14 protein-coding genes are annotated in these 12,736 nt (G+C 67.0%); 3 read left to right on the top strand and 11 right to left on the bottom strand.

Translation table 11 applies throughout. The features are described 5' to 3' along the window. Positions 1 to 21: 21 nt before the first annotated feature. The 5 genes from ACSQ3Y_RS20800 to ACSQ3Y_RS20820 all read right to left on the bottom strand — a co-directional run bounded on the left by ACSQ3Y_RS20800 (position 22) and on the right by ACSQ3Y_RS20820 (position 4,744). On the bottom strand, positions 22 to 585 hold the full coding sequence (locus tag ACSQ3Y_RS20800; RefSeq protein ID WP_436178724.1) for a YcxB family protein: 564 nt from the start codon (positions 583 to 585) through the stop codon (positions 22 to 24). Between the two features lie 117 nt (positions 586 to 702). Continuing rightward, a complete protein-coding gene (gene leuD, locus ACSQ3Y_RS20805; RefSeq protein WP_436178725.1) occupies positions 703 to 1,353 on the bottom strand; it encodes a 3-isopropylmalate dehydratase small subunit in 651 nt (216 codons plus the stop codon). Next, positions 1,350 to 2,768: a 3-isopropylmalate dehydratase large subunit gene (leuC, locus tag ACSQ3Y_RS20810; RefSeq protein WP_436178726.1), complete on the bottom strand. Its 1,419-nt coding sequence runs from the start codon at positions 2,766 to 2,768 to the stop codon at positions 1,350 to 1,352. Before leuC ends, leuD begins: the two co-directional genes overlap by 4 nt. Positions 2,769 to 2,792: 24 nt before the next feature. Continuing rightward, on the bottom strand, positions 2,793 to 3,695 hold the full coding sequence (locus ACSQ3Y_RS20815) for an alpha/beta fold hydrolase (RefSeq protein ID WP_436178727.1): 903 nt from the start codon (positions 3,693 to 3,695) through the stop codon (positions 2,793 to 2,795). Between the two features lie 44 nt (positions 3,696 to 3,739). After that, the gene (locus ACSQ3Y_RS20820; RefSeq protein WP_436178728.1) at positions 3,740 to 4,744 is read right to left on the bottom strand and encodes a tripartite tricarboxylate transporter substrate binding protein; all 1,005 of its coding nucleotides are present in this window, start codon (positions 4,742 to 4,744) and stop codon (positions 3,740 to 3,742) included. Positions 4,745 to 4,862: 118 nt separating this feature from the next. Between ACSQ3Y_RS20820 and ACSQ3Y_RS20825 the strand changes: the two genes are divergently transcribed. Further along, positions 4,863 to 5,762: a LysR family transcriptional regulator gene (locus ACSQ3Y_RS20825; protein ID WP_436178729.1), complete on the top strand. Its 900-nt coding sequence runs from the start codon at positions 4,863 to 4,865 to the stop codon at positions 5,760 to 5,762. Between the two features lie 21 nt (positions 5,763 to 5,783). Further along, a complete protein-coding gene (locus tag ACSQ3Y_RS20830; protein ID WP_436178730.1) occupies positions 5,784 to 6,224 on the top strand; it encodes a GNAT family N-acetyltransferase in 441 nt (146 codons plus the stop codon). Positions 6,225 to 6,236: 12 nt separating this feature from the next. On the opposite strand, the gene ACSQ3Y_RS20835 is transcribed toward ACSQ3Y_RS20830, so the two are convergent. Beyond that, entirely contained in the window at positions 6,237 to 6,701 is a 465-nt protein-coding gene (locus tag ACSQ3Y_RS20835) for a VOC family protein (protein ID WP_436178731.1), read from the bottom strand. 120 nt (positions 6,702 to 6,821) lie between these two features. Here ACSQ3Y_RS20835 and ACSQ3Y_RS20840 point away from each other — a divergent pair, with 120 nt between their 5' ends. Next, on the top strand, positions 6,822 to 8,552 hold the full coding sequence (locus ACSQ3Y_RS20840; protein WP_436178732.1) for a hypothetical protein: 1,731 nt from the start codon (positions 6,822 to 6,824) through the stop codon (positions 8,550 to 8,552). Between the two features lie 26 nt (positions 8,553 to 8,578). On the opposite strand, the gene ACSQ3Y_RS20845 is transcribed toward ACSQ3Y_RS20840, so the two are convergent. From ACSQ3Y_RS20845 to ACSQ3Y_RS20865, 5 genes are all read right to left on the bottom strand, one after another. Continuing rightward, a complete protein-coding gene (locus ACSQ3Y_RS20845) occupies positions 8,579 to 9,082 on the bottom strand; it encodes a GNAT family N-acetyltransferase (protein ID WP_436178733.1) in 504 nt (167 codons plus the stop codon). 183 nt (positions 9,083 to 9,265) lie between these two features. Continuing rightward, positions 9,266 to 10,381, bottom strand: coding sequence for a Rieske 2Fe-2S domain-containing protein (locus ACSQ3Y_RS20850; RefSeq protein WP_436178734.1), 1,116 nt, complete (start codon positions 10,379 to 10,381; stop codon positions 9,266 to 9,268). Positions 10,382 to 10,423: 42 nt separating this feature from the next. Then, positions 10,424 to 11,383: a PDR/VanB family oxidoreductase gene (locus ACSQ3Y_RS20855; protein WP_436178735.1), complete on the bottom strand. Its 960-nt coding sequence runs from the start codon at positions 11,381 to 11,383 to the stop codon at positions 10,424 to 10,426. After that, positions 11,380 to 11,970 carry a MarR family winged helix-turn-helix transcriptional regulator gene (locus ACSQ3Y_RS20860; RefSeq protein ID WP_436178736.1) on the bottom strand — a complete coding sequence of 197 codons (591 nt, stop codon included), beginning with the start codon at positions 11,968 to 11,970 and terminating at the stop codon, positions 11,380 to 11,382. The genes ACSQ3Y_RS20855 and ACSQ3Y_RS20860 overlap by 4 nt, the downstream gene beginning before the upstream one ends. A gap of 29 nt (positions 11,971 to 11,999) precedes the next feature. Next, on the bottom strand, positions 12,000 to 12,716 hold the full coding sequence (locus ACSQ3Y_RS20865) for an ABC transporter ATP-binding protein (RefSeq protein WP_436178737.1): 717 nt from the start codon (positions 12,714 to 12,716) through the stop codon (positions 12,000 to 12,002). Positions 12,717 to 12,736: the final 20 nt, after the last annotated feature.

Genomic DNA, 12,736 nt, shown 5'->3' on the forward strand with positions numbered 1-12,736 from the left:
CGGCCCAGGGGTGAAAAATCTTCAGTCCCCCTGAAGCGGCACGCGCTGCTCGATGAGCGCATAGGTTTCGGGCGTGAGGATGGACTTGGGCACGGGCAAGCACACGGCGTTGTCCACGAACAGGAACACGAGCGTATCGCTCTCCTGCCGGCGTTTGAAGCCGGCCCACTGCCAAAGGCTGTGGGCCGCATCCGATCGCTGCTCAATGCAGTCGGCCCGTATGTCGAGGGACTGGGGCGCAAGGCAATAGCCGTCGTCCTCGAACATGGCATTCTGGAGCGAACGGGTGCCGCTGCCGACCAGCGCCCAGAAGGCCAATGCACCGACCACGATGCCCACAGCCCCCACCGCCAGATGGCTGCCCATGTCAGGCAACGACTCCAGCCAGCGGAACACGAACACCAGCGGCACGACGGAGGCACCCCACAGCACCAGGGGCAACCACCATCGTCCCGACCCGTCTGCGGCTTTTTCACTGCGCTGATCACTGCTGCCAGCACCACGCCGCAGTTGGGCCTTGGCATTGGCCAGGATGCGTTTTTGCAGATCGACATAGTCGCTGCGCGTAAGGGAAAAGGATTGCATGGGTACGGCTTGGGGCAATGTGTCACCCCACTATAGAGGTCAACCCATCCCCTGCCCTGCTACGGCGGCCGCAACCGGCACAATCTCACGGTTGCCGGCAGAGTTTGCGCTGTGCGCTCACGCCCACAGCCGGTCCCGCGTCAACCGCGCCACATCCTTCACCCAGGGCTGCGCCGCCCAGTGCTGCGCGGCAAAGGCGTTGATCTGGTCCTGGTAGGTCAGCGATGCACCGATCACGTCCAGCCCGTCGAGAAACATGCGCCGGTGCCGCTCGGAGATGGTGAACGGTGCGCTATGGCCCACCGTGCGCACCCGGCGCTGCTCCACGTCGATCTCCAGGGCCAGCGGTCCTGTGGTGGTGCAGGCCTCCTGCATGAAAGCCTGGGCATCAGGCTCGCTCACCATGGCCAGCAGCAGGCGGTTGTTCATGGCGTTGGAGTAGAAGATCTCGCCAAAGCTCGATGCCACCACGGCCTTGAAGCCGTACTGCTGCATGCCCCACACGGCATGCTCGCGGCTGGAGCCGCAGCCGTAGTTGCTGCCGGCCAGCAGCACGTCGGTGCCGGCAAAGGCCGGCTGGTTGAGCACGAAGTCGGGCCGCGGCTGGCCCGCGCCATCAAAGCGCAGGTCGTACAGCAGGCCGGGCGCCAGGCCCGCCTTGTCGATGCCGCGCAGGAACTGCTTGGGCATGATCTGGTCGGTATCGAGGTTGGCGATGTCGAGCAAGGCGGCCTGGCCGCGCACGGTGGCGTTGTTGTCGGCGGTCATGCGGTGGTCTCCAGTGTGCGTACATCGGTGATGCAGCCGGTGATGGCTGCGGCGGCGGCCATGGCCGGGCTCATCAGGTGGGTGATGGCGCCCCGGCCCTGCCGGCCCTCGAAATTGCGGTTGGTGGTGGATGCGCAGCGCTGGCCGGGGGCCAGCACGTCGTCGTTCATCGCCAGGCACATGGAGCAGCCGGGCTGGCGCCATTCGAAGCCGGCGGCCACCAAGCGCGCGGCAATGCCCTCGGCCTCGGCCTGGGCCTTCACGGCGCCCGAACCGGGCACGACCATGGCGCGCACGCCGTTGGCCACATGGCGGCTGCCGACGATGCGGTCCACCTCGCGCAGGTCTTCGATGCGCGCATTGGTACACGAGCCGATGAACACATGCTGCACCGGCACGCCCGCCAGCGGCTGCCCCCCCGTCAGGGCGGTGTAGCGCAGGGCCTGCTCGGCGCTGCTGCGCTGCACGGCGTCGGCGATGTCCTCGGGCCGGGGCACGGTGGCGTTGATGGCCATGGCCTGGTCGGGGCTGGTGCCCCAGGTGACGAAGGGCGCCACGGCGCTGGCGTCGAACACATGCTCGACGTCGAACACGGCACCTGCATCGCTGTGCAGCGTGGCCCAGTGGGCCAGCGCCTGGGTGCGTACGTCGCCCGTGATGTCGGGGGCCTTGGCCAGCACGTAGGCGATGGCCGTGGCGTCGGGGGCGATCAGAGCGCCGCGCGCGCCCGCCTCCACCGCCATGTTGCACAGGGTGAAGCGCGCCTCCACCGACAGCGCACTGATGGCGCTGCCGCAGAACTCCACCACATAGCCGCGCGCGCCCTGCGCGCCGATGCGGCTGATGACCATGAGGGTCAGGTCCTTGGCGGTGGTGCCCGTGGGCAACACCCCATCCACGCGGATGCGCATGTCCTTGGCCAGTCGGTAGACCAGGGTCTGGGTGGCCAGCACATGCTCCACCTCCGACGTGCCGATGCCGAAGCCCAAAGCACCCAGCGCGCCGTAGGTGGTGGTGTGGCTGTCGCCGCAGATGATGACCATGCCCGGGCGCACCATGCCGTGCTCGGGCGCGATCACATGCTCGATGCCCTGCAGCGGGTCGTTGGTGTCGAACAGCGGGATGCCGTGGCGGTCGCAGTTGGCCTTGAGGTTCCTGGCCTGCAGGGCCGAAGGCGGGTCCTGGATGGTGCGCCAGCGCACCGGGTGCGTGGGGATGATGTGGCTCACCACCGCCACGTTCTGCCCCGGCACGGGCACGCCGCGCCCGGCCTCGTGCAGGCCGGCGAAGGCCTGGGGGCTGGTGTATTCGTTCATCAGGTGCAGGTCGCAGAAGAGCAGCACGTTCTGTTCGTCCAGAACGGCCACGGTGTGCGATGCCACCAGCTTCTGGTAGAGCGTTGTGGGGATGGTCATGGTCATCGGGGGGAGATATCGTTTTTATTGGCCGGCCAGCAGGAAGGGCAACGCCGCGTCGAGCAGCGCATCGGGCGCCTCCTCGGCGATGTAGTGCCCGCAGGGCAGCGCATGGCCGCGCACGTCGGTCGCTACGCGCTGCCATTCGGCCAGGGGCTTGAAACACTGGTGCACCACGCCCTGCTCGCCCCACAGGGCCAACAGAGGCATTGCCAACTGGCGGCCCGCGTCGCGGTCGGCCCGGTCGTGCACTAGGTCGATGCCGGCGGCGGCGCGGTAGTCTTCGCAGATGCCATGGGCCGTGCCGGGAAGTGCCAGGCAGCGCACGTACTCGGCCAGGGCCCGTGGGTCGAACGGGGCCAGGCCCGCGCTGCGCCGGCCCATCACGTCGCGCGCATAGGCAGCGGGGTCGGCCTCGATCAGGCGCTCGGGCAGCGGCGCGGGCTGGATCAAAAAGAACCAGTGCCAGTAGGCGCGGGCAAAGGCGTTGTTGGCCTGCTCGTACATGGCCAGCGTGGGGGCAATGTCCAGCAGCACCATGCGCTGCACGGCCGCCGGGTGGTCTGCCGCCAGGCGGTGCGCCACGCGCGCGCCGCGGTCGTGGGCCAGCACGGTGAAGCGCGGGTGGCCCAGGTGCTGCATCACGGCCAGCATGTCGGCGGCCATGGTGCGCTTGCTGTAGCTCTGGTGTTCCGCGTCGCCTTCCGGCTTCGCTGAATCTCCGTACCCGCGCAGGTCCGCCAGCACCAGCGTAAAGTGCTGCGCCATCACCGGCGCCACCTTGTGCCAGATGGCCGAGGTCTGGGGGTGCCCGTGCAGCAAGAGCAACGGTGGGCCGCTGCCACCCACCAGCACGTGGATGTGCTGGCCGTCGGGCGTGGGCACGCGGTAGGGGGTGAAGCCGGGGAAAAGCGGGGTCGAGGTCATGGGGGGTGGTTGGTGTTGGGGCGCGGGTCAGCCCGCACCATTGCTTACTCTGCGGTGATGCCGCGCTCCTTGATCAGCTTGGCCCACTGCGGCATTTCCTTTTCGAGCCGTGCGCGGGCCTGCTCGGGCGTCGATGGGATGGGGTCGAAGCCGTCCTTGGCCATGCGCTCCTTGAGCGCGGGGGTGTTGAGCGCCTGGTTCAAGGTGGCGTTGAGCTTGTCGATGACGGGCTTGGGTGTGCCCGCTGGCGCGAACACGATGAACCAGGTTTCGAAAGCGTAGCCGGGCAGGCCCGCCTCGGCAATGGTGGGCACATCGGGCATCAGCGCCGAGCGCTTGGTACCGGTGACGCCCAGGGCCCTGAGCTTGCCCGCCTGCACATGCGGCTGCGCGGCCGACAGCACGGGGAAGCTCAGCGCCACCTGGCCCGACATGGTGTCGATCATGGCCGGGCCGCCGCCGCGGTAGGGGATGTGCACGATGGGCGTGCCCGCCACGGCCTTGAACAGCTCGGCCGACATGTGGAAGGTGCTGCCTGCCCCTGCAGAGCCGTAGGAGTATTGGCCCGGCCTGGCCTTGAGCAGCGCCACCAGCTCCTTGATGTTCTTCGCCGGCAGCGCATTGTTGACCACCAGCACATGCTGCGAGCTGGCCACCATGCCGATGGGTGCCAGGTCCTTCAGCGTGTCATACGGCATCTTCGCGGTGAGGCTGGGGTTGATGGCCAACGACACGGTCTGCAGGCCGATGGTGTAGCCGTCCGGTGCGGCCTTGGCCACCATGTCCACGCCGATGTTGCCGCCGGCGCCGCCCTTGTTCTCGATGAACAGCGAGCCGCCCAAGGCCTTGCTCCACTCGTCCGTGACCAGGCGGGCGGCGATGTCGGCACTGCCGCCCGGGGCATAGGGCACCACGAGCTTGATGGCCTTGTTGGGGTAGCCGGCTGGCTGCGCCATGGCGGCGGATGGCACCAACAGGGCCAGCGTGGCTGCAGCGACTGCAGCGGCAGCCATTCGGCGGGATGTGAACGGGATAACGGAATCGGTCATGGGTTTGTCTCCTGCAGGTGGTTATTTGTTGTGGGTTGGATCTTATGAGTGATGTGCAAAGCCATAAATACCGTCAAAATTACTTCATTCATAAATTCAAAGCACGAATCAAGCACCCATGGATGGCTTTTCGGACCTGCGCTTCTTTGCCCTGCTCATGAAGGAAGGCAGCCTGGCTGCGGCTGCGCAGCAGATGGGCATCACCCCGCCTGCGGTCAGCCGGCGCCTGGCCCAGCTGGAGCACCGGCTGGGCGTGCGCCTGCTGCACCGCACCACGCGGCGCATCCACCTCACGCCCGAGGGCGAGACCTACCTGCTGGACGGCGCCCGCATCCTCGGCGACCTGGAGGCGCTGGAGCGCACGGTGGCCGGCGCCCGCAGCTCACCGCGCGGCCTCATCAAGCTGGCCGCCACGCTGGGCTTTGGCCGCGTGCACATCGCCCCTGCCCTGTCGGCCTTTGCCCGCGCCTACCCCGAGGTGGAGGTGCAACTGCACCTGACCGACCGGCCCGTGAACCTGGTGGAGCAAGGCTTCGACGCCGCCGTGCGCTTTGGCGACCTGCCCGACTCGCGCCTCACGGCCCGGCGCCTGATGGTCAACCAGCGCGTGCTGTGCGCATCGCCCGCCTACCTGGCCCAGGCGGGCGAGCCCACGCAGCCGGCCGACCTGCTGGCGCACCACTGCATCGTGATCCGCGAGAGCGACGAAACCTATGGCACCTGGCACCTGCACCAGGGCGACAGGCAAGAGACCGTGAAGGTGCGCGGCATGCTCAGCACCAACGACGGCGCAGCGGCCACCACCTGGGCGCTGGACGGGCATGGCGTGCTCATGCGCTCCCACTGGGACGTGGCGCCCTACCTCGCCTCAGGCCGCCTGCGGCTGGTGCTGCCGGGCTGGGCCCTGCCCGCTGCGGACGTGACGCTGGTGTACCCGACCAAGAGCGACCTGTCGGCCAAGACACGGGCGCTGGCGGATTTTCTGGGGGAGTGGTTTGGCGGGCGGCGGGTGAGTTGAACCCTGCATGCAGAATGCGGCATGGAGATCCGCCCCATCGAACGATCCGAGCTCGCGCAGTTGCTGGCACTCTATGCCCATCTGCATGCCGACGACGAGCCACGGCCCGACGGCGGCGCACTGGATGAGATCTGGAAGGAATTGCTGGGCAGCAACCGCTACCGGTACCTGGGCGCCTATCTTGACGGCCAGTTGATCTCCAGTTGCACCATCACCATCGTGCCCAACCTCACGCGCGGCGGCAGGCCCTATGGGCTGATTGAGAACGTCGTGACCCATGCCGATCACCGCGGACACGGGTACGCCAAAGCGGTGCTGCACGATGCCCTGTCCTTCGCATGGGCGCAGGGCTGCTACAAGGTGATGCTGATGACCGGGCGCAAGGACGAGGCAACGCTGCGGTTTTATGAATCCGCGGGCTTTGACCGGCATGGCAAACAGGCCTTCATTGCCAGGCCTTGAGTCCCATCGGGTTCACGCAACGCCCGCAAACGCATCCTCGATGAAGCGCTGAAGCTCTTTTTCTTCCAGCAGTTCGATCGAAAAATGGCCAAAGCGCTTGGGCAGCCACAGGATGCGCGCGCCGCTGGGTGATTGCAGATCGCCACGCGCCAGGGGTTTGCCATTCTCGTCTTGCGGCTGCACACCGGCGGCCACCAGCTCATCGTAGGCCGCCCCGATGTCAGGGGTGGAGTAGCAGTGGCGGTAGATCGTGCCCTCGCCCTGGGAGTCCATCAGCGCCTTCAGGTTGCCAGCGATGGGCTGCACGAGCATGAAGCGCTCGGTGCCAAACATCACCACCGCATAGCGCACATGCAGGCCACCGCGCTCCCACACCTGGGTCCTGGAGACCCGGGCGCTGAAGACACGGGCGTAGTAGGCGCAGGCCTCCTCCAGGTTGCTGACCAGAACATCGACGTGGCTGAATTTCAGATCCATGGCTTGCCATCACTCCTCATTTTTTCAAAGGTGCAGAGCTTCGCACAGGCCAGGACCTTCAGTTTTCTCAAGCCCTGACGATAACAACCGGAACCGCATCAACAAACCAAGAACCAGAAAATGAGTGCAGTCAGTCTTTCCTCTCCGGCAACAGCCCTGGGCACACAGAGTGCCAGCATCAAAGCCTCCACCGCATCGAGCACGGTCCCTGCAACAGCCTCCAGTGGAGGGGGCGCAGCGGTCGCCACGGCCACGAGATTCACTGCATCGGTCCCACCGGCGATTGCACCATCGGCCACCGGCGACACCCGCTTTCTCCACGTTACGCAGTACCCCGCGTCCCTCGAAGCAGTGGACGTGACCTACGAGGCACTGGCGAACCTGCAGACCCGCAATGGGCAGATGCAGGTGTGGGAGCAGGCACCCACCACGGCTGTGGACCAGATCATCGGCCGCAACGCCAGTGCCACCACAGAGAAGGCCCGGTTTGCCGGGCTGGGCTCGGCCCTGCTGGAGCAGGTGGCCAGCACGGGCGCCAGCTACCGGCAGACCATCGTGAATGTGGGCGCAACCTACTCGCCGGGCAAGATCCAGGGCAAGGCCACCGATGCGCTGTGGGCCATCCAGTCCCGGCCCAGCGCCAGTGCCGAGCTGACCATCAAGACCCAGTCGGGCGCAACGGTGCGCATCTCGATTGCCGACCAGCGCGAGCCGATCGGCACGGGTTCGGGCATCGCGGTGCAGATCGATGTCGAGGGCGATCTCACGCCACAGGAGAAGCAGGCGCTGCAGTCACTGGCCAAGGGCTTCGACCAGGCCATAGAGGGCCTGGTGGGCGAGCCGCCGACGCTGGACCTGGAAGGCCTGTCGAAGTTTGACACCCAGTTGCTGGGCAAGGTCGAGTTCAAGACCAGCCTCTATGGCGTGGACGACAACGGCTCGCGCATCCAGAAGCTGGGCGTCCGCTACACGGCCGACGCCAGCAACCGCGAGATCGAGATCAAGACCCCCCAGGGCACGGTGGCCATGAAGACCGACCTGCGCCAGAGCGCGCTGTGGGGCACGGTGGACCAGAAGGCCTATGCCGTGCAGCAATACCTGGGCCGCATCGACAAGGCCGCCCAGCGCGGCAATGCAGACGCGGAACTGGTGGACCTGTTCAAGTCCACCTTCACGGCCATGAACGGCAGCTACGGGTCGGCCGCAGGCAGCCGCGCCAGCACCGGCCTCGGGCCAGCCCAGTCCGTGGACTTGAACCGCGATGCAGGAGCCTTCAGCGAAGAGGACCAGAGCCTGCTCACAGGCCTGGCGGACTTCAACGCCTCGATCACTGCCACCCGCCGCGCTTCGAACCCGCGCCGCCTCAAGGAGGTGGACAGCTTCGAGTACACGCTCAACCAGTCCACCCCGGTCTCAGGCACCTCGCCCGGCAACCGCGCCGTCACCCAGACCCAGACCGCCAGGCTGCTGGCGTCCTTCCACCAATCGCTCGACGGACCTTCGGCCAAGCTCAAGCTGACCTCCGATTCCGCCACGCAGAACTACTACTACAAGAAGGTGGAAGACAGCAGCAGCACCCAGGTGGAGCTGGCCTATGAGAAGGACGAACCGGTGCGCGCCCTGGTCACCCAGACCGCGTCGCAATCGCTGCAGTCGCTCAAGGTGGAAAACAACCGGATCACCGAGAACACGGCCGATCCGGCCCGCCAGCAATCGAAGCAGACGGACCTGCTGCCCCTGCTCAAGGAACTCAAGCGCCAGCAGGAGGCGAATGCGCTGGCGGATGACGAGAAGCAGAAGACGTTGCGGGAGTGGAATGGGATGGTGCTGGGGGATTGGGGAACGGCGTAGGGCCCCGGCTGCGCACCCGAATCCTGTCAGGAAGCCACCGCCAGCTCATACCGCGCCAACGCCCAGTTACCCTTGGGCACCTCGCTGTGCAGCACGAACCCGAAGCGCTCATAGATCGTGCGCAACGCCTTGCGGTCCGCCACGCAGTCCAGCCGCAGATGCGAAAGCTGCAATGCCCGCGCCCGCTCGCGCGCAAAGTCGAGCAGTGCGGTGGACACGCCCTGCCCCGCCCAGGCCCGGCGCACCGCAAGCTTGTGCAGATAGACCGAGGTGCCGGGCGCGATCTCGGGCCAGCAGTGGGGGTCTTCCAGGTCCAGGCGCATCACGCCCGCCGCCTCGGAGCGGCTCCTATCGGGCCGGGCAAGCCAGTAGGCGCCAGCGCTGACCTCGCGCGACACGCGCTCAGGGCCGAATTCGGTGGGAGACCACAGGGGCCGGCCGGCGTTCTGCAGCCACTGCGCAACCTCCTGCAGGGTGGAGATGACGGCCTGCAGATCTGAGGCGCTGGCTTGTTCGATGTGCAATGGCATCAGGCTCGGCGGTGACTGGGATGGGCCGCCATCTTAGAGCGGCTAACAAAACTCTTCTGGCGTCGTTGCTGCGTCTTGTCGTACTGCTCGTACTGCCTGCGACGCAGCGCCTAGCCAGAACCGCTTCGCTGAGTTTTGTTAGCCGCTCTTAGCCAGCACACGCCACAGGTGCGCCGCCCTCGCTCAGGCTGCCCCACCCCGTTGCTGCTCCAGCAGCTTGGCCACGATGCGCCGCGCCCGGTTGCCGCCCACGTCCACGTGGATGTCGGTCCAGGTGGCACGCTCGCCGAACTGCAGCATGTTGCGGTACTGGGCCTCGATGATCGCGCGGTCTTCGTCGAAGGTGAAGGCGGTCTGCTCGATCACGGCCTCGATGTTGTCGGGCATGTCGGGGTGCTTGGTGCTCGACATGCTCCAGAAGTAGTGGCAGGTGTCGTCGGTCTCGGGGGTGATGCCGTGAAAGCCGCGCATGTGAAAGCCGCCACGCCCGGGGTCGTCGATGGCGTCGGTGCCGGGCTCCACGGCACCGGTCCAGATGCGCAGGTGGCTCACGTCGAACTCGATCTCCTGCCAGCGGTCGCACTGCTCACCAAAGGGCCAGGCGGCCTTGTAGGTGGGCGGCGGGGTGGAGCCAGGCATGAGGCGCACGACCTTGACGCCGTCGCCTTCGGAAGTGACCTTCATCTCGGCATTCATGTGCAGGCGCGCGTTGCCGCCAATGGTCTTGAGGTGCACATAGCCCAGGTGGCTCAGGTCCAGCAGGTTGTCGTGGATGAGCTGCCAGGGCGCCTGGTAGTGGTAGTTGCCACTGCCGAATTTATAGCGCGGGTCGTCGTGGTAGGGGTAGTCCGGGGGGGCCTTCGCGGGCTCGGTGCCTTCGGCTCGGGGCATCCAGATCCAGACGATCTGGTTCTTCTCGACCACGTGGTAGGCCCGGACCCTGGCCTTGGACGGAATGCGCTCCTGGCCCGGGATCTCGATGCACTGGCCGCTGGGCGCGTACAGCATGCCGTGGTAGCCGCAGCGCACGCCGGTGCCCTCCACGGTGCCGCACGACAGGGGCAGAGAGCGGTGGCAGCAGCGGTCTTCCAGCGCGGCCACCTGCCCGGCCCCGGTGCGAAACAGTACCACCTTCTGGCCCAGGAAGGTGCGCGCGATGGGCTTGTCCACGAGCTCGGACGAGAAGCCGGCCACATACCACTGGTCCAGCGGAAAGCGGCCGGGGTCCGTGGCTGCGGCGCTGGTGGATGCCTTCGTCTTGATCTCGCTCAAGGGGATGCTGGTGGTGGGGGTGTTCATGGGATGTCTCCTCTTGTCGTCAGGGATGGTGGGTGGTGGTGCTCAGAGTTCCAGCACCAGCAGCGGCGTGAGCGCCCTGGAGCAGCACGGCGTGAACTGGTCGTTGGCGGCGCGCTCGGCCTCGGTCAGAAAGGTGTCGCGGTGCTCGGGCACGCCTTCGAGCACACGGGTCAGGCAGGTACCGCACACACCGGATTCGCAGGAGTACGGCACATCGATGCCCTCGGCCGTGAGCACCTCGATCACGCTCTTGCCTGCAGGGATCTGGAATGTCTGGCCGGAGTTGGCCAGGCGCACGCCGAAGCTGCCGTCCGATGCGAGCACGGTGGCGGTGCCGGCAAAGAACTCGCGGTGCAGCTGCGCCTCGGGCCAGCCATGGCGGCGGGCGGTATCGAGCACATGGTTCATGAAGCCGGCGGGGCCACACACGTAGAGATGGGTGCCGGCCTCGGGGTGGGCCAGCACTGCATCCGCATCAAAGCGCTGGGCCTCGGGGCCATCGTCGGCATGCACCTGCACCTGGGCGGCGAACGGGGCCTGCGCCATGTCATGCACAAAGGCCATGCGGGCAGCGGCCCGGCCGCAATAATGCAAATCGAAGCTCTCGCCCGCACTGTGCAGCGCCTGCGCCATGGCCCAGAGGGGGGTGATGCCGATGCCGCCGGCCAGCAGCAGGCTGCGGCGCGCGCCAGGCGCCAACCCGAAATGGTTGCGCGGCGCGCTGATGGTGAGCGCCTGGCCCACCTGCACCTGCTCGTGCATGCCCGCCGACCCGCCGCGCGAAGCCGCTTCGCGCAGCACGGCAATGCGGTAGTGGTCAACGGTGGCCGGGTGGTTGCACAGCGAATACTGGCGCACGAGGCCAGGAGCCACGTGCACGTCGATATGGGCGCCGGCCGTGAAGGCCGGCAGGGCCTGCCCCTCGGGGTGCACCAGCTCGAAGCTGCAGATGCCTTCGGCTTCTGCGCGCCGGCTGCGGACGATGACTTGCATTGCGTTCATGGTGGGGGTGGCGTGGTCGCCGGGTTGTCTGAGTCGCCGGCCTTGTGCTGGCTGGCTGGCTTGGGAAAGTGCTTCTTCGCATAGTCCTGCGTGGCGGCATCCACCGCGGGCAGGTTCTCGTGCAGGCGGCGCAGCATGCTCAGCAGCAGGTCCACTTCACCCTGGTCCAGCACGGACAGGAAGGCGCGCTCGCGCTCCAGCGCCATGCCCATGATCTGGCCGTGCAGCGCGCGGCCCTCGGGTGTGAGCACGGCGATGCGCAGGCGGCCATCGGTCTTGTCCAGCTCGGTGGTGATCAGCCCGCGCTCCTGCATGCCTTTGAAGCAGCGGCTCACCGAGCCCTTGTCCATGCCGATCACCTTGGACACCTGCTGGGCCGATATGGAACCCTCGATGGCCAGCAGCACCAGGCAGCGCCAGGTCTCGATGCCCACGTCGAAAATTTCCAGGTAGTGCTGCGAGGCCCCGCGCGAGAGTTTGTTGGCGATCCAGGTCAGGTAGGCCGGTACGTAGCGCTCCAGGTCCACCACGCTCTGCGCGTCGGGGAGCTGCACATCGGAAGACTTGTTGGCTTTCTTTTTGGTCATAGTCGATTCAATACGGAGTAGGAGGGTTGTCAGTGGACGGCCATGCCCACCCAACGCTCTAGCGTAGCTTCGTCTTCCAGCAGCTCGGCGGCGCCAGCTTCATGGACCACCGTGCCATGGTCCAGCACCACGGCGCGCTGGGCGTAGCGCAGGGCTTCGTCCACCTGCTGCTCCACGATGATGGTGGCGATGCCGGTCTGCTGCGCCATCTGGGCAAAGGCGCGCAGCAGCTCCTGGCGGATCAGCGGGGCCAGGCCCTCCAGTGGCTCGTCGAGCAGCAGCAGCGTGGGCCGGCCCAGCAGCGCACGTGCCACCGACAGCATTTGCTGCTCGCCGCCCGACAGCTGGGTACCGCCGTTGCGCCGGCGTTCGGCCAGGCGCGGGAACAGGGCGTAGGCCTCGTCGAGCGCGCTGCGCGGGCGGCGCTTGAGGCCGGCCAGCAGGTTCTCCTCCACCGTCAGCGAGGGGAAGATGTCGCGCGTCTGCGGCACATAGCCCAGGCCCAGCTCGGCACGCTGGTGCGGCAGCAGCGCGGCAATGTCCTGCCCCATGAATTGCAGGCTGCCGCTGCGCAGGGGCACCAGGCCCATCACGGCGCGCAGCGCGGTGGTCTTGCCCACGCCGTTACGGCCGATCATGGCCAGGCGCTCGCCGGCATGGACGTCGAAGGACAGGCCGTCCAGCACGGTGGTGGGGCCGTAGCCGGCCACCACGTTCTGCAGGCTCAGCATGGGAGAGGCATTCATCTTTGTCATCTCAGTTATCC

Origin of the sequence: Acidovorax sp. LjRoot66, assembly GCF_964253305.1 — a bacterium.
Classification (GTDB): domain Bacteria; phylum Pseudomonadota; class Gammaproteobacteria; order Burkholderiales; family Burkholderiaceae_C; genus Acidovorax.

Coding starts and splice junctions, on each gene's coding strand:
- leuD (WP_436178725.1), bottom strand. CDS start 1,353: ATGACCGCCGACAACAACGCCACCGTGCGCGGCCAGGCCGCCTTGCTC.
- ACSQ3Y_RS20800 (WP_436178724.1), bottom strand. CDS start 585: ATGCAATCCTTTTCCCTTACGCGCAGCGACTATGTCGATCTGCAAAAA.
- ACSQ3Y_RS20820 (WP_436178728.1), bottom strand. CDS start 4,744: ATGACCGATTCCGTTATCCCGTTCACATCCCGCCGAATGGCTGCCGCT.
- ACSQ3Y_RS20845 (WP_436178733.1), bottom strand. CDS start 9,082: ATGCCATTGCACATCGAACAAGCCAGCGCCTCAGATCTGCAGGCCGTC.
- ACSQ3Y_RS20835 (WP_436178731.1), bottom strand. CDS start 6,701: ATGGATCTGAAATTCAGCCACGTCGATGTTCTGGTCAGCAACCTGGAG.
- ACSQ3Y_RS20840 (WP_436178732.1), top strand. CDS start 6,822: ATGAGTGCAGTCAGTCTTTCCTCTCCGGCAACAGCCCTGGGCACACAG.
- ACSQ3Y_RS20825 (WP_436178729.1), top strand. CDS start 4,863: ATGGATGGCTTTTCGGACCTGCGCTTCTTTGCCCTGCTCATGAAGGAA.
- ACSQ3Y_RS20830 (WP_436178730.1), top strand. CDS start 5,784: ATGGAGATCCGCCCCATCGAACGATCCGAGCTCGCGCAGTTGCTGGCA.
- ACSQ3Y_RS20860 (WP_436178736.1), bottom strand. CDS start 11,970: ATGACCAAAAAGAAAGCCAACAAGTCTTCCGATGTGCAGCTCCCCGAC.
- ACSQ3Y_RS20865 (WP_436178737.1), bottom strand. CDS start 12,716: ATGAATGCCTCTCCCATGCTGAGCCTGCAGAACGTGGTGGCCGGCTAC.
- ACSQ3Y_RS20850 (WP_436178734.1), bottom strand. CDS start 10,381: ATGAACACCCCCACCACCAGCATCCCCTTGAGCGAGATCAAGACGAAG.
- ACSQ3Y_RS20815 (WP_436178727.1), bottom strand. CDS start 3,695: ATGACCTCGACCCCGCTTTTCCCCGGCTTCACCCCCTACCGCGTGCCC.
- ACSQ3Y_RS20855 (WP_436178735.1), bottom strand. CDS start 11,383: ATGAACGCAATGCAAGTCATCGTCCGCAGCCGGCGCGCAGAAGCCGAA.
- leuC (WP_436178726.1), bottom strand. CDS start 2,768: ATGACCATCCCCACAACGCTCTACCAGAAGCTGGTGGCATCGCACACC.